Annotated in this window: 19 protein-coding genes and 3 tRNA genes; 14 read left to right on the forward strand and 8 right to left on the reverse strand. The window is 55.9% G+C overall.

The window, feature by feature from the left end:
* Positions 1-20: 20 nt before the first annotated feature.
* The 5 genes from hpaI (at position 21) to hpaC (ending at position 5,543) form a co-directional block, all read left to right on the forward strand.
* Positions 21-815 (forward strand): 4-hydroxy-2-oxoheptanedioate aldolase, encoded by a 795-nt coding sequence (gene hpaI / locus ACI2J2_RS15040; RefSeq protein ID WP_265555831.1) that lies wholly within the window; start codon positions 21-23, stop codon positions 813-815.
* An 87-nt stretch (positions 816-902) separates the two neighbouring features.
* Positions 903-2,273 (forward strand): 4-hydroxyphenylacetate permease, encoded by a 1,371-nt coding sequence (gene hpaX, locus ACI2J2_RS15045; RefSeq protein ID WP_209634848.1) that lies wholly within the window; start codon positions 903-905, stop codon positions 2,271-2,273.
* Positions 2,274-2,360: 87 nt separating this feature from the next.
* The gene (gene hpaA / locus ACI2J2_RS15050; RefSeq protein WP_209634851.1) at positions 2,361-3,257 is read left to right on the forward strand and encodes a 4-hydroxyphenylacetate catabolism regulatory protein HpaA; all 897 of its coding nucleotides are present in this window, start codon (positions 2,361-2,363) and stop codon (positions 3,255-3,257) included.
* A gap of 193 nt (positions 3,258-3,450) precedes the next feature.
* The gene (hpaB, locus tag ACI2J2_RS15055; RefSeq protein WP_209634854.1) at positions 3,451-5,013 is read left to right on the forward strand and encodes a 4-hydroxyphenylacetate 3-monooxygenase, oxygenase component; all 1,563 of its coding nucleotides are present in this window, start codon (positions 3,451-3,453) and stop codon (positions 5,011-5,013) included.
* A gap of 17 nt (positions 5,014-5,030) precedes the next feature.
* Positions 5,031-5,543, forward strand: a complete 513-nt coding sequence (gene hpaC / locus ACI2J2_RS15060; protein ID WP_209634859.1) for a 4-hydroxyphenylacetate 3-monooxygenase, reductase component — start codon at positions 5,031-5,033, stop codon at positions 5,541-5,543.
* Between the two features lie 38 nt (positions 5,544-5,581).
* Here the strand turns inward: hpaC and ampH are convergent, their stop codons facing one another.
* Together ampH and ACI2J2_RS15070 are read right to left on the reverse strand one after the other, a co-directional pair.
* Positions 5,582-6,724 carry a D-alanyl-D-alanine-carboxypeptidase/endopeptidase AmpH gene (gene ampH, locus ACI2J2_RS15065; RefSeq protein ID WP_209634862.1) on the reverse strand — a complete coding sequence of 381 codons (1,143 nt, stop codon included), beginning with the start codon at positions 6,722-6,724 and terminating at the stop codon, positions 5,582-5,584.
* A 160-nt stretch (positions 6,725-6,884) separates the two neighbouring features.
* A complete protein-coding gene (locus tag ACI2J2_RS15070) occupies positions 6,885-7,643 on the reverse strand; it encodes a FadR/GntR family transcriptional regulator (RefSeq protein WP_209634865.1) in 759 nt (252 codons plus the stop codon).
* Between the two features lie 235 nt (positions 7,644-7,878).
* Between ACI2J2_RS15070 and ACI2J2_RS15075 the strand changes: the two genes are divergently transcribed.
* The 7 genes from ACI2J2_RS15075 (at position 7,879) to ACI2J2_RS15105 (ending at position 14,117) form a co-directional block, all read left to right on the forward strand.
* Positions 7,879-8,619, forward strand: a complete 741-nt coding sequence (locus ACI2J2_RS15075) for an SDR family oxidoreductase (protein WP_404760377.1) — start codon at positions 7,879-7,881, stop codon at positions 8,617-8,619.
* Between the two features lie 125 nt (positions 8,620-8,744).
* Positions 8,745-9,590 carry a fumarylacetoacetate hydrolase family protein gene (locus ACI2J2_RS15080; protein WP_404760378.1) on the forward strand — a complete coding sequence of 282 codons (846 nt, stop codon included), beginning with the start codon at positions 8,745-8,747 and terminating at the stop codon, positions 9,588-9,590.
* Positions 9,591-9,604: 14 nt separating this feature from the next.
* Complete coding sequence (locus ACI2J2_RS15085) at positions 9,605-10,882, forward strand: L-fuconate dehydratase (protein ID WP_209634874.1); 1,278 nt, start codon at positions 9,605-9,607, stop codon at positions 10,880-10,882.
* 14 nt (positions 10,883-10,896) lie between these two features.
* Entirely contained in the window at positions 10,897-11,760 is an 864-nt protein-coding gene (locus tag ACI2J2_RS15090; protein ID WP_404760379.1) for an amidohydrolase family protein, read from the forward strand.
* On the forward strand, positions 11,738-12,514 hold the full coding sequence (locus ACI2J2_RS15095) for an SDR family oxidoreductase (RefSeq protein ID WP_404760380.1): 777 nt from the start codon (positions 11,738-11,740) through the stop codon (positions 12,512-12,514). The genes ACI2J2_RS15090 and ACI2J2_RS15095 overlap by 23 nt, the downstream gene beginning before the upstream one ends.
* Complete coding sequence (locus ACI2J2_RS15100) at positions 12,511-12,864, forward strand: L-rhamnose mutarotase (RefSeq protein WP_404760381.1); 354 nt, start codon at positions 12,511-12,513, stop codon at positions 12,862-12,864. Before ACI2J2_RS15095 ends, ACI2J2_RS15100 begins: the two co-directional genes overlap by 4 nt.
* 23 nt (positions 12,865-12,887) lie before the next feature.
* Complete coding sequence (locus ACI2J2_RS15105) at positions 12,888-14,117, forward strand: sugar MFS transporter (RefSeq protein WP_209634886.1); 1,230 nt, start codon at positions 12,888-12,890, stop codon at positions 14,115-14,117.
* A 17-nt stretch (positions 14,118-14,134) separates the two neighbouring features.
* On the opposite strand, the gene ACI2J2_RS15110 is transcribed toward ACI2J2_RS15105, so the two are convergent.
* Positions 14,135-15,208, reverse strand: coding sequence for a diguanylate cyclase (locus tag ACI2J2_RS15110; RefSeq protein WP_209634889.1), 1,074 nt, complete (start codon positions 15,206-15,208; stop codon positions 14,135-14,137).
* Positions 15,209-15,471: 263 nt separating this feature from the next.
* Here ACI2J2_RS15110 and ACI2J2_RS15115 point away from each other — a divergent pair, with 263 nt between their 5' ends.
* Positions 15,472-15,756 (forward strand): DUF1435 domain-containing protein, encoded by a 285-nt coding sequence (locus tag ACI2J2_RS15115; RefSeq protein ID WP_037424165.1) that lies wholly within the window; start codon positions 15,472-15,474, stop codon positions 15,754-15,756.
* Positions 15,757-15,839: 83 nt separating this feature from the next.
* Here the strand turns inward: ACI2J2_RS15115 and ACI2J2_RS15120 are convergent.
* The 4 genes from ACI2J2_RS15120 to ACI2J2_RS15135 form a co-directional block, all read right to left on the reverse strand.
* Positions 15,840-15,926 (reverse strand) — tRNA-Leu (locus tag ACI2J2_RS15120).
* 43 nt (positions 15,927-15,969) lie between these two features.
* Positions 15,970-16,056, reverse strand: a tRNA-Leu gene (locus ACI2J2_RS15125).
* 34 nt (positions 16,057-16,090) lie between these two features.
* Positions 16,091-16,177: transfer RNA gene (locus ACI2J2_RS15130), tRNA-Leu, on the reverse strand.
* 72 nt (positions 16,178-16,249) lie between these two features.
* Entirely contained in the window at positions 16,250-17,194 is a 945-nt protein-coding gene (locus ACI2J2_RS15135; protein ID WP_404760382.1) for a LysR family transcriptional regulator, read from the reverse strand.
* 119 nt (positions 17,195-17,313) lie between these two features.
* Here ACI2J2_RS15135 and ACI2J2_RS15140 point away from each other — a divergent pair, with 119 nt between their 5' ends.
* Entirely contained in the window at positions 17,314-18,306 is a 993-nt protein-coding gene (locus ACI2J2_RS15140) for an aldo/keto reductase (RefSeq protein ID WP_265555823.1), read from the forward strand.
* Between the two features lie 64 nt (positions 18,307-18,370).
* Here the strand turns inward: ACI2J2_RS15140 and rsmC are convergent, their stop codons facing one another.
* Positions 18,371-19,414: a 16S rRNA (guanine(1207)-N(2))-methyltransferase RsmC gene (gene rsmC / locus ACI2J2_RS15145; protein ID WP_404760383.1), complete on the reverse strand. Its 1,044-nt coding sequence runs from the start codon at positions 19,412-19,414 to the stop codon at positions 18,371-18,373.
* Positions 19,415-19,496: the final 82 nt, after the last annotated feature.

Below are 19,496 nucleotides of genomic sequence, written 5' to 3' on the forward strand. Positions count from 1 at the left end.
CGTTAATCAGGGAGAATGCGATGTTAACCAACTCTTTTAAGAAGGCGTTGCAGGAAAAGCGCCCGCAGATTGGCCTCTGGCTGGGGTTATGCAGCAGTTACAGCGCAGAACTGCTGGCCGGTTCTGGCTTCGATTGGCTGTTGATCGACGGTGAGCACGCGCCTAACAACGTGCAAACGGTGCTGGGACAGTTGCAGGCGATCGCACCTTACCCGAGCCAGCCGGTGGTCCGCCCGGCGTGGAATGACGCGGTGATGATTAAGCAACTGCTGGATATTGGCGCGCAAACGCTGCTGATCCCGATGATTCAAAACGCCGAACAGGCGCGTGATGCGGTGCGAGCCACGCGTTATCCACCGAGCGGTATACGCGGTGTTGGCAGTGCGTTGGCGCGTGCATCGCGCTGGAATCGGGTGCCGGATTATCTGCAACAGGCCGACGCGCAGATGTGCGTGTTAGTGCAGATCGAAACGCGTGAGGCGGTGAAAAATCTGGACGAGATCCTGCAGGTCGACGGGGTCGACGGGGTATTCATCGGCCCGGCGGATTTGAGTGCAGATATGGGGTTTGCCGGTAATCCGCAGCAGCCGGAGGTGCAGCGCACCATCGACGACGCCATTGCGCGTATCAGCGCAGCTGGCAAGGCACCGGGCATTTTGACGGCGAATCCGGAACTGGCGCAGCATTACCTGGCGTCCGGCGCACTGTTTGTCGCGGTGGGGGTGGATACCACTCTGCTGGCGCGGGCAGCGGAAACGCTGGCAGGCCGCTTTAAACACGCGCAAGCCCCCGTGCAATCCCCGAGCGTTTATTAGGTTGTATACCCAATAGATTTCACGCTGCAGGCAACACCCCTGCGATGTGAAAGATAAAGGTATAGGTGCAATCTTATTGGAGACACCATGAGCAACGTCGATTCGCTGCCACCGGCCAACCCGGCGCAGCAACATAAAGCGTTAACCGCCGCCGAGCAATCGGTGATTAAAAAGTTATTTCGGCGACTGATTATTTTCCTGTTTGTGCTGTTTGTTTTCTCTTTCCTCGACCGCATCAATATCGGTTTCGCCGGGCTGACGATGGGTAAGGATCTTGGCCTCAGCTCGACCATGTTTGGTTTGGCAGCGACCTTGTTCTACGTCACCTATGTGATTTTTGGTATTCCGAGCAACATTATGCTGGGGATCGTGGGGGCACGGCGCTGGATCGCCACCATCATGGTGCTGTGGGGGATCGCCTCAACCTGCACCCTGTTTGCCACCGGGCCGACCAGCTTGTATGTGCTACGGATGATCGTCGGCATCACCGAAGCCGGTTTTCTGCCGGGTATTTTGGTTTATCTCACCTATTGGTTCCCGGCGTTTTACCGCGCCCGTGCCAACGCGCTGTTTATGATCGCCATGCCGGTGACCATGGCGATCGGTTCACTGGTATCCGGCTATATTTTGGCGCTGGACGGCTTGATGAACCTTAAGGGTTGGCAATGGCTGTTCCTGTTGGAGGGGATTCCTTCAGTGCTGCTGGGTGTGGTGGTGTGGTTCTATCTGGACGATACCCCGGCCAAAGCCAAATGGCTGACCGATGAAGAAAAAAGCAGCCTGAAAGCGATGATGGATGCCGACAAGCTGCAACTGGTGCAGCCTAATGGGCCAGGTAGCCACCGGGCGATGCAGCAGCGCAGCCTGTGGCGGGAAGTGTTCACGCCAATTGTGCTGATGTATACGCTGGCCTATTTCTGCCTGACCAATACGCTGAGCGCCATCAACATCTGGACGCCACAGATCTTGCAGAGCTTTAACCAGGGCAGCAGCAACATTGTGATCGGTATTCTGGCGGCGATCCCGCAGATCTGTACCATTGCCGGGATGATTTGGTGGAGTAAACGATCGGATCGATTGCAGGAGCGAAAACACCATACGGCACTGCCGTATCTGTTTGCCGCGGCCGGTTGGTTGCTGGCTTCGGCGACCGATCACAGCATGATCCAATTGCTGGGGATCGTGATGGCATCGGTGGGGTCCTTCACCGCTATGGCGATCTTCTGGACCACGCCGGATCAATCGATCAGTCTGGAGGCGCGGGCGATTGGGATCGCGGTGATCAACGCCACCGGCAATATTGGATCGGCGGTCAGTCCGTTGTTGATCGGCTGGTTTAAGGATCTGACCGGGAGCTTTAACTCTGGGCTGTACTTCGTTTCGGCATTGTTGATCATCGGTGCGTTACTTGTCTGGCGTATCCCAATGCAGGGCTCGCGCCCACGGGCCACGCCGTAATGGACGGGCCCAGCATGCTGGGCCCCTACCGAACACCTGTAGGGGTTGAGCACGCTCAACCCGTTTTCGGGGAGAGTGAGGACAATAATGCAGAAAAGTACCGGTTTTATCGCCAATATCGATATCTGTAAAGAATACGATGCGCGTTACGCTACGGATGAAGTGCACTACGAAACCTTCGCCGGGCTGGCGGCATTTTTTGGCCGCGATATGCAGGTGCACTGGCATGACCGTTTCTTCCAGGTACATTTCCTGGAGACCGGTAAGATTGAGTTGCAGTTGGACAGCCAGCACTATTCGGTGCAGGCCCCGCTGTTTATCCTGACGCCGCCCTCGGTACCGCACGCGTTCTTTACTGAACCGGACAGCGACGGCCACGTACTGACGGTGCGTCAGGAGTTGATATGGCCGCTGCTGGAGCGCTTGTACCCCGGCAGCAATCTTGCATTGGATATGCCAGGTATCTGTTTGTCGATGGCAGACGCACCGCAGGAATTAACGGCGCTCAGTCATTACTGGGCGCTGATTCGCCGTGAGTTCAGCCAAGGGTTGGCCGGCCGCGAGCAGACGCTGGCGCTGCTCGCGCAGGCGGTATTGACCCTGTTGCTACGCAATGCCGCACTGGAAGATTCCGCGACCAGCGGCGTGCGCGGCGAGCTCAAGTTGTTCCAGCGTTTCAACAAGATGGTCGATGAACGTTTCCGCGATCACCTGCCGGTACCGGACTACGCTCAGGCGCTGGGGGTGACTGAATCACGGTTGAACGATCTGTGCCGGCGCTTTGCCAATCAGCCCCCCAAGCGGCTGATATTTGATCGCGTATTGCGTGAAGCCAAGCGGATGCTGCTGTTCAGCGCCTGCACGGTGCATGAAACCGCTTATAGCCTCGGCTTTAAGGATCCCGCCTATTTCGCGCGTTTTTTCAACCGGCTGGAAGGGTGCTCTCCCTCAAGTTACCGCGCTGCACAACATTCCCTTTCGTAACGGCCGGATACGGCCTGGATCACAGTTTGCCGCGAAAGCGGCAAACCCACCTGAAAAGTACCCGCGATTGCCGCAAAAGTCTCTTCTCGAAATCGGCGTTGGGAGCTTCAATTAAGCAACCAAAAGAAAACATTATTTTAACAAGTGGCCGAATACACGGCCCATAAAATGCCGATTACGAGGAAGACAACGAATGAAACCAGAAGACTTTCGTGCTGACAGCAAACGCCCGTTCACCGGTGCCGAATACCTGAAAAGTTTGCAGGATGGCCGTGAAATCTACATTTATGGCGAGCGAGTGAAAGATGTTACCACTCATCCGGCGTTCCGTAACGCGGCGGCGTCAGTCGGCCAACTGTATGACGCATTGCACGATCCGATCGGTCAGGATCGCCTGTGCTGGAATACCGATACCGGCAACGGTGGTTACACGCACAAATTCTTCCGCTACGCCCGCAGCCCTGAAGAGATGCGCCAGCAGCGCGATGCTATCGCCGACTGGTCGCGCCAGAGCTACGGTTGGATGGGGCGTACCCCAGATTACAAAGCGGCGTTTGGCTGCGCACTGGGCGCCAATCCCGAATTTTATGGTCAGTTTGCCGACAACGCACGCCATTGGTACAAACGCATCCAGGAAACCGGTCTGTACTTTAACCACGCTATCGTCAACCCGCCTATTGATCGTCACAAGCCGGTTAACGAAGTGAAAGACGTGTTCATTAAGGTGGAGAAAGAGACGGACGCCGGCATCATTGTCAGCGGTGCCAAAGTGGTGGCGACCAACTCGGCGTTGACGCACTACAACTTTATCGGCTTTGGCTCCGCGCAGGTGATGGGCGATAACCCGGACTTCGCACTGATGTTTGTCGCACCGATGGACGCTGAAGGGGTGAAGCTGATCTCTCGTGCTTCTTATGAATTGGTCGCAGGTGCCACGGGATCGCCGTTTGATTATCCGCTATCGAGCCGTTTTGATGAGAACGATGCGATCCTGATTATGGATCATGTGTTGATCCCGTGGGAAAACGTCCTGATCTACCGTGATTTCGATCGTTGCCGCCGTTGGAGTACCGAAGGTGGTTTTGCCCGGCTATTCCCGTTACAGGCGTGCGTACGCTTGGCGGTGAAGATGGACTTCATTACCGCACTGCTGCAAAAAAGCCTGTCTTGTACCGGGGTGCTTGAGTTCCGCGGCGTGCAGGCCGATCTCGGCGAAGTGGTTGCCTGGCGTAATCTGTTCTGGTCGTTGAGCGATGCCATGTGCGCTGAAGCCACCAAGTGGGAAAACGGCGCTTATTTGCCAGATTCCGCCGCGATTCAGACCTATCGCGTGATGGCGCCGATGGCCTATGCCAAGGTGAAGAACATCATCGAAAAGAACGTTACCAGCGGTTTGATCTACCTGCCGTCGAGTGTCCGTGACATGAACAACCCAGAGATCGACAAGTATCTGTCGCGCTATGTGCGTGGATCTGACGGCATGGATCATGTTGAACGTATCAAGATCCTCAAGTTGATGTGGGACGCGATCGGCAGTGAATTCGGCGGTCGTCACGAGTTGTATGAGATTAACTATGCCGGCAGCCAAGATGAGATCCGCCTGCAATGTCTGCGCCATGCGCAAGGATCCGGCACCATGGGCAAGATGATGGAAATGGTCGACAAATGCCTGTCCGACTACGACCAGCACGGCTGGAAAGTACCGCATCTGCATAACAATGATGATATTAATCAACTGGATAAACTGCTTAAGTGATCCGGTAGGAGGTTTGTATGTCTCAGGAAAATGAACACCGTCTGCTGTTTCGCGACGCGATGGCCAGCCTGTCAGCGGCGGTAAATATCGTGACGACCGATGGCCCGGCAGGGCGCTGTGGTATCACCGCCACTGCGGTGTGCTCGGTGACGGATACACCGCCGACGCTGCTGGTGTGTATCAACCGCAATAGCGCGATGAATCCGGTTTTCCAGGCGAATCAGCGGCTGTGCGTCAACGTGTTGAACCACGAACAAGAGCTGATGGCGCGCCACTTTGCCGGTATGACGGAGGTGAGCATGGAGGAGCGCTTCCGACTGGATGCGTGGCAAAATGGTGCGTTGGGCCAACCGGTGTTGCGTAATACGCTGGCGAGCCTGGAAGGCGAGATCGAGCAGATCCAGAGTATTGGCACCCATCAGGTGTATCTGGTGCAGATCCGCCAGATCGTGGTAAGTGCGGCAGGGAACGGTTTGATCTACTTCAAGCGTAACTTCCATCCGGTCATGCACGAGATGAGTTTAGCCTGAGATTAACGGGGGGGCAGCGGCAAGCTGCCCCCTTAAACTTAGCTTTTGTTGGCGGCTAACTCGCCCACCAGCCGGTTAACCGGATCGCTCATGTTGGTGAATTTGCTCAGTTCTGAGCGAGTGACCACCACAAATACGCCGACATTTTTCTGCGGAATCATTGCCATATAGGTAATAAAGCCGCCGCCACCGCCCGTTTTCTGAATAATCCCCGGCAGCTCACCGTTCGGTGCCATATACACCCAACCCAGACCCAGTGCGCTGGCTTCGCCCGGTACGTCCATCCCTTTCAGCGAGACCAGATCGTTACGCTGGAAGTACATGGTTTGCTCGCTGGCGGCGGTCGATTTGCGTGAGCCTGAGACGTTAGAGGTAAGGAACTGTTGCATCCAGCGCTGCATGTCGCGTGGGGTAGAGTAAACACCACCGCTGCCGCCTGCCGCCGTCGTGTCGCGGCAGGCGCTCGGCCCGGCCGAGGCCACCATCAGGCGTGAACACTGTTCGGCACTTGGGGTGAGGGTGGTGTCTACCATGCCGAGCGGCGCGGTGATTTTTTCCTTCAACAGCGCGCTGTAGGGTTTGCCTGCTGCCCGTGACAGTGCATCGGCCAGCAGGTCATACGCCAGGTTGGAATAAGACGCACGTACGCCGGGTGGCACGGTGACGTTGGCATGCTCCAGCCATTGCCAGCGTTGCGCTTTGGTCGGCCAGGTAAAGACGGGCGTTTTTGGCGGCTTCTTGCCCGGCTGTTCGCGCGGCAGTGCGCTGGTGTGGGTTGCCAGGTTCAGCAGCGTGATAGGTTGGCGCGTATTATACGCCGGCACGTAAGCGCCCTGCGGGGCATATTTACGCAAGGGATCATTGAGCTTAACCCGGCCTTCTGCCGCCATCTTGACCATGACTTCACTGGTCATCAGCTTGGTGATCGAGGCGATGCGGATCAGTGAGTCCGGCCGTGGGCGCAGGTTATTCCCGGGTTTGGTGTCACCAAAGCTGCGGTTAACCACCTGATTCCCGTCGATCACCACCAGCGCCATACCGGTGGCACCGCTGTTGTAGAAAATATGTTCGGCATACTGGTCGACGATTTGCGAAGCCAGTTGCGGGGCGGCGGCCTGCGCAGCCAGCGGCGCGGCACACAGGCACAGCGCCAGCAATGAAGTGGAGAAAGAGTTCTTCAACGGTCGTTATCCATTTAAAAAGGCAGCAGAGAAAGGCCCAAACCGTGGCATAGCCCGGTCTTGTCTGCTGTCAGTGTAATGTGCCTCGGCCTTGGCTGCATGTGGAAAAAAGAGCGGTTTGATAAATAATTTATCACCGCCCCGATGACGCCTGATGGGTCTACTGCGCGCGGGTGAAAATGGCGATGACTTCATCCAGATGGGCTTTCATTGCCTTGCGCGCTCCGCGTACGTCACGGGCTTCAATCGCCGCCAGAATCTCCCGGTGTTCTTGCTCGGAACGGTGTGGCATATCGTCAGGCGTGTAGTGGCGTTGCAGCACGCGGAACATGCTTCCGTAACGGTGGCCGAGCAGATGGCCGATGATAAAGGCATAAGCCGGGTTACCGCTGGCCTGGGCGATACGAATATGAAATAGCCGATCGCCGGGGTGGGTGGCCGATCCCGCGCGGTTGTCGCGGCAGTTTTGCTCGTAGGCCTCGCGGATGCCCGCCAGTTCTTGATCGGTGGCATGGCGTGCCGCCAACGCGGCGGTTTCTGGCTCGATCAACAGGCGGGTTTGCAACAGGGAGAATGGCGGCAGCTCGGCGTTAAAATCCAGCTCGATATTCAACTCATCATCGATTTCCGCCCACTGATCGCGCCCGGCTTGCGCCATGACCGGTTCTTGCGACGCCATCACCGGCGTTTGGGCCCGGACAATCACCCCGTTGCCGACTTTGACATCCACCAGCCCAATCACTTCCAGCGCAATCAGCGCCTCACGGACGGAAGCACGGCTGACCTGTAATTGCTGGGCCAGATCCCGTTCGGAGGGCAGGCGGCTGCCGGGAGGAAATTCATTATTATCGATAAGCCGTTTCAATTGGTCGGCTATCTGCCTGTAAATCCTTGGGTTTTCCAGTCTTGTGATCGGCATATATTACCTTAGGCTGTTCGGGTAAAAGTGATTCAGCGCACAATTATTAGTCAAGCTGCTTGAGTAATGGTTAATCAAGTGTAAAAAGTTGGTTAATCAAAATGCTGTTTTAAACGAGTCTTATAACATTATCACCAAACCATAACGCGAACAGCGTCTTTTGTCATGTTAAAGGCCTGACCTTTAATCGCCTTTAGTGGCCTGACCATTAGACCTTTAAGCCAAGGGAGCGAAAATGAATTTAACCGGAAAACGCGTGCTGATCACCGCAGCTGGGCAGGGCATTGGCTTGAGCACCGCCAGGCTTTTTGCCGAGGCAGGCGCTGATGTCATTGCCACCGATATCAACACCGAGCAACTACAGGGATTGTCCGGCATTCAGCCGATGACCCTGAACGTGACCGATCCGGCGGCGATCGCCGCAGCGGCAGAAACGCTCGGGCCGATCGACGTGTTATTCAACTGTGCGGGCGTGGTGCACAGCGGTTCGATCCTGGAATGCAGTGAAGAACAGTGGGCATTCGCCGTCGATCTTAATGTGACGGCGATGTTCCGCATGATCCGCGCCTTTTTGCCCGGCATGTTGGCGCGCAAAAACGGCTCGATTATCAACATGTCTTCAGTTGCCTCCAGTGTGAAAGGGGTGCCGAACCGCTTTGCCTACAGCGCGACCAAAGCCGCCGTGATCGGCCTGACGCGCTCCGTCGCGGCGGATTACGTCACGCAGGGTATTCGTTGCAATGCCATTTGCCCCGGAACGGTAGAGTCGCCGTCGTTGCGTCAACGAATTGCCGAGCAGGCACGCGAGCAGGGGCGCAGCGAAGAAGAGGTGTATCAGGCATTTGTTGCCCGCCAACCGATTGGCCGCATCGGCACCACCGGCGAGATAGCCCAGCTGGCGCTGTATCTGGCTTCTGACGCCAGTTCCTACACCACAGGTACGGTGCAGATTATTGATGGTGGCTGGAGCAACTGAGGAATGGGCGATCGGGCCGTTGCGCCTGTCATTTCACGCTTGGGCAGTACTCGGACTCCTCATCTACGCCGTGTACGTTCACAACGCCCGCTGACCCAGACCTCCACTTTCTTGGAGAGGATTGAATGAAACTTTTACGCTATGGCGCACCGGGGCAGGAACGCCCAGGGATATTGGATGCAGACGGACAGATCCGCGACCTTTCGCAGCATATTGCCGACCTGAGCGGTGAGGCGTTGCTGCCAGCCGCGCTCGACAAGCTGCGCACGCTGGACATCAACCAATTGCCGCGAGTCGAAGGTCAGCCGCGGCTTGGCCCCTGCGTCGGCAGCATCGGCAAGTTTATCTGCATCGGCCTGAACTACGCCGATCACGCCGCGGAGACCGGTGCGGCGATCCCGTCTGAACCCGTGGTGTTCAACAAATGGACCAGCGCGGTGGTCGGGCCGAACGATGAAGTGCAAATCCCGCGCGACTCGCTAAAGACCGACTGGGAAGTGGAACTGGGCGTGATTATCGGCCAGGGAGGACGCTATATCAGCGAGCAGGACGCGATGCGCCACGTTGCTGGTTACTGTGTGATTAACGACGTTTCTGAGCGTGAATTCCAGATTGAACGCGGCGGTACCTGGGACAAGGGGAAAGGGTGCGACACTTTTGGCCCCACAGGCCCCTGGCTGGTGACGGCCGACGAAATTGCCGATCCCCACAGCCTGAATCTGTGGCTGGAAGTCGATGGCAAACGCTATCAGGACGGTAACACCAGCACCATGATTTTCCGCATTCCGTACATCATCAGCTATTTGAGCCGTTTTATGAGTCTGCAGCCGGGCGATGTGATCTCTACCGGTACGCCGCCAGGCGTCGGCATGGGACAAAAACCGCAGCCCATCTACCTGAAAGCCGGGCAGACCATGCGCCTGGGCATTGAAGGATTGGGTGAACAGCGTCAAACAACCGTACAAGCCTGATGAGGAGCATTGCCATGACGACGATTACCGCACTGCGGGTTGAAGATATTCGTTTCCCGACCTCGCTTGCGCTGGACGGTTCCGACGCGATGAACCCGGATCCGGACTACTCCGCTGCGTATGTGATTCTGGAAACCGATCGCGCCGATCTTAACGGCCACGGATTGACCTTTACCATTGGTCGCGGCAACGAGATTTGCTGTGCCGCGATCCGCGCATTGGAGCACCAGATCGTCGGCGTCCGGCTTGAGGAGATCACTGCCGACATGGGGGCCTTCTGGCGGCGCTTCACCGGCGACAGCCAGCTGCGTTGGATTGGGCCGGACAAGGGGGCGATTCACCTGGCGACCGGAGCGGTGATCAACGCGGTGTGGGATCTGTGGGCCAAAGCAGAAGGCAAGCCAGTGTGGCGACTGGTGGCAGAGATGACACCCGAAGAACTGGTGCGCTGCATCGATTTTCGTTACATCACCGACTGCATTACGCCGCAGGAAGCGCTCAGCTTGCTCAAGCAGCGGGCCGAAGGCAAAGCGCAGCGCCTGGAGCGCCTACTGCAGGAGGGTTACCCCTGTTACACCACGTCTGCCGGCTGGCTGGGTTATCCGGACGACAAACTGCGTCGGTTGTGTCAGGAAGCGGTCGACGCGGGCTTCTCCTACCTGAAACTGAAGGTGGGGCGCGATCTGGAAGACGATATCCGTCGGGTGCGCATCGCGCGCGAGGTCATCGGCCCCGATCGTCAATTGATGATTGACGCGAATCAGGTGTGGGAAGTTAACGACGCTATTCCCTGGGTAAAGCATCTGGCCTTCGCCAAACCCTGGTTTATCGAAGAACCGACCAGTCCGGACGACGTGGAAGGGCATCGCCGCATCCGCGAAGGCGTTTACCCGGTGAAGGTTGCCACCGGCGAGATGTGCCAAAACCGCATCCTATTCAAACAGTTCATCATGCGTGAGGCGATTGACGTGGTGCAGATCGACGCTTGTCGCCTTGGTGGCGTTAACGAAGTCCTGGCAGTGATGTTGATGGCCGCCAAGTACAACCTGCCGGTATGTCCGCATGCGGGCGGCGTGGGGTTGTGCGAATACGTCCAGCATCTATCGATGATTGACTATCTGTGCATTGCCGGTACCCACGACGGCCGGGTAATTGAATACGTCGATCATCTGCATGAACATTTTGTCCACCCCTGTGACATCAAGGGGGCGGCATACATGCCACCACTCAATCCCGGTTATTCGATCGAAATGCATGCATCGTCGCTTGAACAGTACCGGTTCCGCGGTTGAACGGGAAACAGCCCATGCTACGCATCGACGCCCACCAACATTACTGGCATTACCATCCGCAACGCTATCCGTGGATCAGCGAACAGATGGCAGTGTTACGGCAAGATTTTGGCCCGGAAGAGCTTGAGCCCTTGCTGAAACGCCACGGTTTTGACGGTGCGCTGGTGGTACAGGCCCGTCACTGCGAGCAGGAAACCCAGACGCTATTGACGCAGGCGCAGCGGAGCCGTGGCGTATGTGGCGTGGTGGGTTGGCTGGACATGACCGCACCGCAGCTGGCGCAGCGGCTCGATGTACTGCGCCAACAACCTTTGCTGCGGGGTTTTCGTCATCAAGTGCAGGACGAACCTGCGCCGGACGTGTGGTTGGCACGACCGGAAGTGCGGCGTGGCATGCAGGCGTTGCAGCGACAGGGTTATACCTACGACATTTTGGTCACCCACCGGCATTTGGCCGCGGCAGCGCAGTTTGCCGCGGAGCACGACGATTACTGGCTGGTGCTGGATCATCTCGGCAAGCCGGATATTGCGCAGGGGGCTAAACACTGGGCGCAGCAAATCAAACCCCTGGCGGCGTTGGGGCACGTGGTTTGCAAGCTGTCCGGGCTGATCACGGAAGCACCCGGCGGGCAGTGGCAGGCGTCGCAGCTGCTCCCGTTTTTTGAGGCGGCGCTGGAGGCATTCGGGCCACAGCGGCTGATGTTCGGATCTGACTGGCCGGTGTGCCTGTTGGCGGGTGAATACAGCCAGGTTTATCAACTGAATGAGCAGGCGATCGCCACGCTGAGTCCTTCGCAGCAGGCGGAAATTTGGGGCGGCACCGCCTGCCGAATTTATGGGTTAACGGAGTCTGGTTATGGATCTGTATCTGAAAGATAAGGTGGTGATTGTTACCGGTGGCGGTTCTGGCATCGGCGCAGCCATCTCTCAATTGTTGGCGGAAGAAGGGGCGATCCCGGTGATTGTCACTAACGCCATGCCGGAGGGGGAGTTTCTGGCAACGCTGCGCCGCTTGCAGCCGCAGAGCACCGTGATCATCACCGATTTGTGTGAAGAACAAGCCTGTCGGCGGGCTGTGGCACAAACGCAGGAAACCTTTGGTCGTATCGATGCGGTGGTGAATAACGCGGGTGTTAACGACGGGGTGGGATTGGACGCCGGACGTGAAGCCTTTGTCGGCTCGCTGGAGAAAAACCTGATTCATTACTACTTGATGGCGCACCTGTGCCAGCAAGCCTTGCAAAAGAGCAAGGGGGCCATCGTCAACATTGCGTCCAAGACCGCGCTCAGTGGGCAGGGCGGGACCAGCGGCTATACCGCTGCCAAAGGCGCCGTGCTGGCGTTGACGCGTGAGTGGGCGGTGTCGCTGCGGCATGAGGGCGTACGGGTGAATGCGGTGGTACCGGCAGAAGTGATCACGCCGCAGTATGAGCGCTGGATTAACACCTTCGCGGAGCCGGAACAGCAGCGTGAGAAAATTACTGCGCGTATTCCTTTAGAACAGCGGATGACCACGCCACAGGAAATTGCCAATACCGTGGTGTTCTTGATCTCTTCGCGGTCGTCGCACACCACCGGGCAATGGCTGTCGGTGGACGGCGGTTACCTGCATCTTGATCGGGCAATCACATGAACGGCACAGCGGGGCAGCGCTTTTGTCAGGCGTTAGATCTGGTCGACTCACCGGCGCTGATCGAGGAATACCTGAGCCATCACCGGCAGATCTGGCCAGAAATCGCCGCTCATCTACGTGAGCACGGCATCCTGGATATGGAGATTTATCGGCTGGGTACCCGGCTGTTCATGATCGTTGAGGTCAGTTCCGAGTTCGATGCTGCGCGGTTTGATGCCGCCAGCCTGAGCAATCCCCACGTGCAGCGCTGGGAAGCCCTGATGTGGCACTACCAGGTCGCCACCCCCTGGACGCCGCAGGGCGATAAATGGGTGGTGATGGAGCGGATATTCTCTTTGCAACAACAATAACCTACCCTACCGAGGATATATCAATGCTTGCTGAAAAAACTGTGGCCCCACCTCAGGCGGGCGCCAGGGCGACTGCCAATCTGCGTTGGGCGTTTATCTTGGTCACCAGCCTGTTTTTCATGTGGGGGCTGTCGTATGGCCTGTTGGACGTATTGAATAAACATTTTCAAGAAACGTTGCACGTTACCAAGGCGCAATCGGGATTATTGCAGGCCGCGTATTTCGGCGCCTATTTCCTGGTGGCGCTGCCTGCCGGCTATTTTATGGATAAAAAAGGTTACAAGGCCGGAATCCTGATTGGGTTGTGTTTGTATGCGCTGGGGGCATTGCTGTTTGTGCCGGCGGCGTCTGCCAACAGCTTTGCCATGTTCCTGTTCGCGCTGTTTGTTATTGCCTGTGGGTTGGGCTGTTTGGAAACGGCCGCTAACCCGTATGCAACGGTGCTGGGGGATGCGCAGGGCGCTGAACGGCGGCTGAATCTTTCCCAGTCGTTTAACGGTCTGGGGCAGTTTATCGGTCCGATGATCGGCGGCACGCTGTTTTTCTCTGCCACTCAGGGCGCAAGTAGCGGTGACCAGGGGGCAGTGAAGATGACCTACGTGGCAATTGCCGTGTTGGTGCTGCTGATTGCCTTTTTGTTCAGTCGTACACGGCTGCCGGATATTCGTGAAGAAGAACAGCCTGAGCACGGTCAAATCGCTCAAGGCTTGTGGCAACACAAGCACTTTGTCGGGGGGGTGATTACCCAGTTCTTCTATGTGGCGGCACAGGTCGGCGTCGGTGCGTTCTTTATTAACTATGCCACTGAGCACTGGCGCGACGTTTCCAACCAAAGCGCATCCTACTTGCTTTCTATCGCCATGATTTGCTTTATGGTGGGACGTTTTTTCAGTACCTGGCTGATGGGCAGAGTCAAAGCGGCCACGTTGTTGATGTTTTACTCGCTGATTAACATGGTGTTGTGTGGCGTGGTGATGCTCAGCATGGACGGGGTTTCGGTGGTGGCGTTGATCGCCGTGTTCTTCTTCATGTCGATTATGTTCCCAACCATTTTTGCCCTGGGCGTGAAAAACATGGGTAAACACACCAAGCGTGCCAGTTCCTTTATGATCATGGCGATCGTTGGGGGCGCCATCATGCCTTACTTTATGGGGGCGTTGGCGGACAAGTACAGTACGGCGCTGTCCTATGTGCTGCCGTTGCTGTGCTTCGGCGTGGTGTTTGCTTACGGTTTGCAGCAGCGCCGCCGCTAAGCACCAGGCCCGCCGGCTCAGACAGCGGCGGGCTGCACGTTTGGCGCCACTTGAATATTGTTACGGCCATTGTTTTTCGCCTGATACAGTGCGGCGTCGGCGGCCCGGATCGCTGCAGACACGTCAAGTTTATCCAATGCGGATATCCCGGCGCTGAGCGTCACGGTCGTGCTTTCCAACTGGTTGAAGCGGTGTGGGATTTTTAATTCCTGCACCCGCTGCCGTACTCTTTCGGCCAACAGAGTGGCATATTCCTCGCTCACATTGGTCAACAGCACCAGAAACTCTTCCCCACCATAGCGCACCACAATATCGCGCGAACGGACCGAATCACGGATGGTGATCGCCACCTGCACCAACGCCTGGTCACCCATGGTGTGACCATAATTATCGTTATAAGCCTTAAAGTGGTCGATATCGAGTAACACAACGAAATGGCAACCCGACGGCGAGGCACTCAGCATATTGATTTTATTTTCCAGGCCACGGCGGTTATAAAGCCCGGTTAGCGGATCGATCATGCTTAAATTGCTGAACCTGTCCCGTTCGTTATACAGATTAGCCACCAGCGTTTGCGTAAAGATCTCACTGCGTTTGAGCATCAAGTGGTGGATAGAGAAAGCGATAATCGGCAATACCGTGGTGAATACGATCCGTACGGTATTGTGCATCCCATCCAGTAATAGAATGACCAATGCGGAAGGCACGGCATGCAGGCAGAAAGCGATAAAGTTATCCGTTAGGGCAATAGCACTTATAAAAAACATACTGAACAGACTAATTAATAGAAAACTTTGATTGTTCGGCGCACAGTACTGACTTTTAAGGTAAATATGTGCCGCCCACAGCAAACCAATAACAAAGGAAAATAGATTCAATTTTTTTACGTATAACCGCGGAGACTGCAAGGTGAATAACAGTGCTGCCATACAAAATAGCGGTATCCCTAATAAAGGCAGGGTAAAAGCGGGCTTGTTATTAAACGGAACCAATAATGTAAATAGGGAAGACGCGACGTTCATCAACAAAAATAAAAATAATGATAAGCGGTGCTTGCTATTTAGCAGTTCCTGATAAGAACGCGCGTTCATACGGAGTTCACTCTTTACAATATCGATCTGTCGAAAAATGAAGGTGGCGAAAAATTCTTTCGGTATGAATTAAGCATTCGCATTGTATGATTTTTGATTGTGATTATTAACATGCGAATAAGACTAAGAATTTTCTTATGGCAAACTATCATTTTTCCACCGTTATGTCATCCGTGTTTGGTCGTCGGGGTGAAAATGATGCGCAGTGAAAAAAAGTGGTATATGATATTGGTTATCATTATCACTTAAAGGGTAGGGTTATCATGATTGCAGCCATGATTACCGCATGCGGATTGTGGGGCGTCAGCTGGTGCCTGGGCAACCGTTTGGCCAGCGCCTGGGGCGTTTTGTTGCCATGCGCTTTAATGCCGTTACTGGCATTGATCAACCTGGATATGATGCAACTGCGTACGCTCATTGTGATCGCGATGCTGGCCACATTGGTGATGCTGTTTAACAGCCGCTGGCGTCACTACTTGCTGCTGCCGTCTTGCATGGCGTTAGCGGGGGGATTGGCGGCTATCGGTCTGAACTTCAACCTGGGCTGAAAACGCAAAACCACGCTTTCGCGTGTTCTTTATCGTTTCAATGGGATGCTTCTTTGGGGATGTTACCGGAGAGAGTTATCGATTGGTGCGAAGAGAGGGACTTGAACCCTCACGTCCGTAAGAACACTAACACCTGAAGCTAGCGCGTCTACCAATTCCGCCACCTTCGCACAGTCGATACTGTCATTTTGCTTTCGATTTATATCACCAGCTTGGTGCGAAGAGAGGGACTTGAACCCTCACGTCCGTAAGAACACTAACACCTGAAGCTAGCGCGTCTACCAATTCCGCCACCTTCGCATTGATGCTGTGCAATATAAATCATGTGGTTATTTGGTGCGAAGAGAGGGACTTGAACCCTCACGTCCGTAAGGACACTAACACCTGAAGCTAGCGCGTCTACCAATTCCGCCACCTTCGCATACCAGAAACATTACCGGAGTAACGCTACCACGGAGGCGAATTCTAGAGATTTTGGCGGGTACGTCAATAGTTATTTCCCCTGTTTGCTGGTGTTTGCTGGAAATATAGCCATATCACTACTTTTGCCGTGCTCAAACAGCCAAATCAGCCAGTCAATCAACACCCTGACCCGTGGTGCAAGGAAACGACCGGGAGGATACATGATGTAAATGGGCATCGGCGGGGGCGGTGTTTCTGCCAATACTTCCACCAATTCCCCATTTTGCAGCCAGGGCGTCAACGAATAGCGAGAAGCTTGTATGAGCCCCAGGCCGGCGCGACAGCCGCTGGTGTAGGCATCTGCGCCACTGACGTTTAGCCGGGTGGGGAGTTCGCGTAATTCCACTTTGCCATTCCGGCAAAATTCCAGCGGGTAATTGCGGTTGCTGGCGAGGGAAAAGTAACCCATCGCCTGGTGCGGTTGTAATTGATCAATCGACTGCGGCACGCCGAACGTCGCCAGATAGCCGGGTGACGCACAGGTTAGCTGCGGCATCATGGCTATGCGTCGTGCCACCAGACTGTCGTCCTCGGTTTCCCATGCGCGCAGTACGCAATCCACGCCCTCACGCAGCAAGTCGACGTGGGTGTCATTGGCCCCCAGCGACAGGGTGAGCTCTGGATAGCGCTGATAAAAGTCACCCAACGCGGGAATAACGATTTCGCGAGCCAGCGAATGCGGCATATCGATACGTATGTTGCCGGAAGGCTTCAGTTTATGGTGGCTAAACAGTGTGTCCGCTTCTTCCAATGCCCCTAGCAATTGCACGCAGCGTTGGTAATAAAGCGTGCCTTCGCTGGTCACCTGTACCTGGCGGGTGGTGCGGATCAGCAGGCGTACGCCGAGGCGTTGTTCCAGTCGCTTGAGCACATTACTGACGGTGGCTCGTGGCAATTGCAGACGCTCGGCTGCCCGACTGAAGCTGCCCAACTCGACGATACGGGTAAAAATGCGCATGGCCTGGATCTGATCCATTAGCTTCTCCGTATTGTTAGCGATTTATGAACAGTGATGAGCCATTCGCATTATTTATCTTTGCAGGGTAAACAACCAGACTTTGTTGCGTTATCAATCCACGGTATGAGGGCAACACAATGCAACAACGTCAATTAGGCCCCAATGGCCCGACTGTTTCTGCTCTGGGCTTGGGCTGCATGGGGATGAGTGACTTTTACTCAACCGGCAGCGATCAACAGGAAGCCATCGCCACCTTGCATCGGGCGCTCGAACTGGGCGTCACCCTGCTGGATACCGCCGACATGTACGGCCCACACACGAACGAGCAACTGGTGGGGAAGGCAATCAAGGGCAAGCGGCAGCAGGTGTTTTTAGCGACGAAGTTCGGTATTTTGCGCGATCCCACCGATCCCGCCGCGCGTGGCGTCAGCAGCCGGCCGGAATACATTCGCCGGTCGGTTGAAGGCAGCCTGAAACGACTGGGGGTCGATGAAATAGACCTTTATTACCAGCACCGGGTCGATCCGCAGGTGCCCATTGAGGATGTCGTGGGTACCATGGCGGATCTGATCCGTGAAGGGAAGATCCGCCACATTGGGCTTAGCGAAGCGTCGGTTGCTACGCTTGAGCGTGCGCATAAGGTGCATCCGATTACCGCGTTGCAGACCGAGTATTCGCTATGGACGCGTGATGCCGAGCAAGGCGTATTGGCCGCCTGTGAGCGTCTGGGCATCGGTTTTGTTCCTTACAGTCCGCTGGGGAGAGGTTTCCTGACTGGGGCGATCCAGCGGCCGGAGGACCTGGATGCCGACGATTTCCGCCGTAGCAATCCGCGCTTCCAGGGCGATAACTTTGCCCGCAATCTGGCCCTGGTGGCGAAAGTGACCGAGCTGGCGAAACTGAAAGGCGTGGCACCGTCGCAGTTGGCGTTGGCCTGGGTGTTAGCGCAAGGCAAGCATATTGTGCCGATTCCGGGTACCAAACGGCGTCGTTATCTGGAGGAGAACATGGCGGCAGCGGAACTGACATTGAGCCAGGCGGATCTGGCGGCAATCGAGGCCGTGTTCCCGGTGGAGGCAGTGGCGGGCAATCGCTACAGTGCGGAGTCGATGACGTATATTAACGGTTAAATAAAAAGGGCGCCGCGTATGAACGCGGCGCCCTGATACCCGGGGTTAACGGGCGAAATCCGACTTATTTCTTCTTCTTGGTATCGCGTGGCGCACGGGCTACGGTTGCCTGATAAACCTTGAAGCGGCCGTTTTGTGCCAGCACTTCATGGCTGCCAAAGGTGGCGTCCAGAATGTCCGGGTACGGCAGGAAGGCGTTGGCCACGATGCGCAGGCGGCCACCAATCGGCAGGTGTTTCAATGCGCCGCGGATCAAGGTTTCGGCCGCTGTCAGGCTGGTTTGCAGGCCATCATGGAACGGCGGGTTGGAGATGATCAAATCAAAGCGGCCGGTAATGTCGGAATAGACGTTACTGACGATGACTTCACCTTCAATGCCGTTGGCAGCCAGGGTTGCACGGCTGGATTCAATAGCGGCTGCGTTGACGTCGCTGAGGGTCAGCTTCATCTTTGGTGACATTTTGGACAACACTGACGCCATGACACCGGCACCGCAACCCACGTCCAGCACTTTGCCTTTCATGTGTTTATCCAGAGTAGACAGCAGCAGCGAACTCCCAACGTCCAGGCCGTCACGGCTGAACACGCCCGGCAGTGTTTTCACTTCCAGATCGTGTAATTGATAGCTTTCCCACCAGTCTTCCAGTGCGAATTCGGACTGCGTATCCAGACGACCGTGATACAGGCCACAGCGGCGAGCGCTGTCGATTTTAACCAGTGTGGTGTTGTCTTCGAGCATCTGGTCCGCGCTGCGAACACCGCTGCGGTTCTCGCCGACGACGAACACATCAGCGCCTACGGGCAGCAATGCCAGAATGTTGCACAACTGGAATTGGGCTTCCTGCTTGCTCTTCGGCCAGTAGTAGATCAGCGTATCGCACTCGGCGACGAACGCGGCATCCACGGTCAGACCGAACTGCACGTTGTCACCCATCGCCCGGTTCAGTAACTGCCAGTGATGGTACTGCTGGGTATGGACACGCACATCCGCGGCCTCGAATTGGGCCGGCAGGGCGTCCTGCAGGTCACCGGCAAACAGAACGCGGCGTTCGATAAACTCATCACTGTGGCGCAGCATAACTTCACTGGCGGGGGTTAATGCAGACATCAGGTTTTGGCTCCTAGAAATTAGACCGGGGATTATAGAGCTTTGTGGCGATATGTTCGACGGGTTTATATACCCGTCATCT

The sequence above is a fragment of the Serratia sp. NPDC087055 genome, from assembly GCF_044900985.1.
Taxonomy (GTDB): Bacteria; Pseudomonadota; Gammaproteobacteria; order Enterobacterales; family Enterobacteriaceae; genus Serratia.

What these genes read in the sequence shown, in the direction of transcription:
- ACI2J2_RS15070 (WP_209634865.1), bottom strand. Translation starts at nt 7,643, where the DNA reads ATGCCGATCACAAGACTGGAAAACCCAAGGATTTACAGGCAGATAGCC.
- hpaI (WP_265555831.1), top strand. Translation starts at nt 21, where the DNA reads ATGTTAACCAACTCTTTTAAGAAGGCGTTGCAGGAAAAGCGCCCGCAG.
- ACI2J2_RS15105 (WP_209634886.1), top strand. Translation starts at nt 12,888, where the DNA reads ATGCTTGCTGAAAAAACTGTGGCCCCACCTCAGGCGGGCGCCAGGGCG.
- ACI2J2_RS15080 (WP_404760378.1), top strand. Translation starts at nt 8,745, where the DNA reads ATGAAACTTTTACGCTATGGCGCACCGGGGCAGGAACGCCCAGGGATA.
- ACI2J2_RS15135 (WP_404760382.1), bottom strand. Translation starts at nt 17,194, where the DNA reads ATGGATCAGATCCAGGCCATGCGCATTTTTACCCGTATCGTCGAGTTG.
- ACI2J2_RS15090 (WP_404760379.1), top strand. Translation starts at nt 10,897, where the DNA reads ATGCTACGCATCGACGCCCACCAACATTACTGGCATTACCATCCGCAA.
- hpaB (WP_209634854.1), top strand. Translation starts at nt 3,451, where the DNA reads ATGAAACCAGAAGACTTTCGTGCTGACAGCAAACGCCCGTTCACCGGT.
- ACI2J2_RS15140 (WP_265555823.1), top strand. Translation starts at nt 17,314, where the DNA reads ATGCAACAACGTCAATTAGGCCCCAATGGCCCGACTGTTTCTGCTCTG.
- ACI2J2_RS15085 (WP_209634874.1), top strand. Translation starts at nt 9,605, where the DNA reads ATGACGACGATTACCGCACTGCGGGTTGAAGATATTCGTTTCCCGACC.
- ACI2J2_RS15100 (WP_404760381.1), top strand. Translation starts at nt 12,511, where the DNA reads ATGAACGGCACAGCGGGGCAGCGCTTTTGTCAGGCGTTAGATCTGGTC.
- hpaX (WP_209634848.1), top strand. Translation starts at nt 903, where the DNA reads ATGAGCAACGTCGATTCGCTGCCACCGGCCAACCCGGCGCAGCAACAT.
- ACI2J2_RS15075 (WP_404760377.1), top strand. Translation starts at nt 7,879, where the DNA reads ATGAATTTAACCGGAAAACGCGTGCTGATCACCGCAGCTGGGCAGGGC.
- ACI2J2_RS15115 (WP_037424165.1), top strand. Translation starts at nt 15,472, where the DNA reads ATGATTGCAGCCATGATTACCGCATGCGGATTGTGGGGCGTCAGCTGG.
- hpaC (WP_209634859.1), top strand. Translation starts at nt 5,031, where the DNA reads ATGTCTCAGGAAAATGAACACCGTCTGCTGTTTCGCGACGCGATGGCC.
- rsmC (WP_404760383.1), bottom strand. Translation starts at nt 19,414, where the DNA reads ATGTCTGCATTAACCCCCGCCAGTGAAGTTATGCTGCGCCACAGTGAT.
- hpaA (WP_209634851.1), top strand. Translation starts at nt 2,361, where the DNA reads ATGCAGAAAAGTACCGGTTTTATCGCCAATATCGATATCTGTAAAGAA.
- ACI2J2_RS15110 (WP_209634889.1), bottom strand. Translation starts at nt 15,208, where the DNA reads ATGAACGCGCGTTCTTATCAGGAACTGCTAAATAGCAAGCACCGCTTA.
- ACI2J2_RS15095 (WP_404760380.1), top strand. Translation starts at nt 11,738, where the DNA reads ATGGATCTGTATCTGAAAGATAAGGTGGTGATTGTTACCGGTGGCGGT.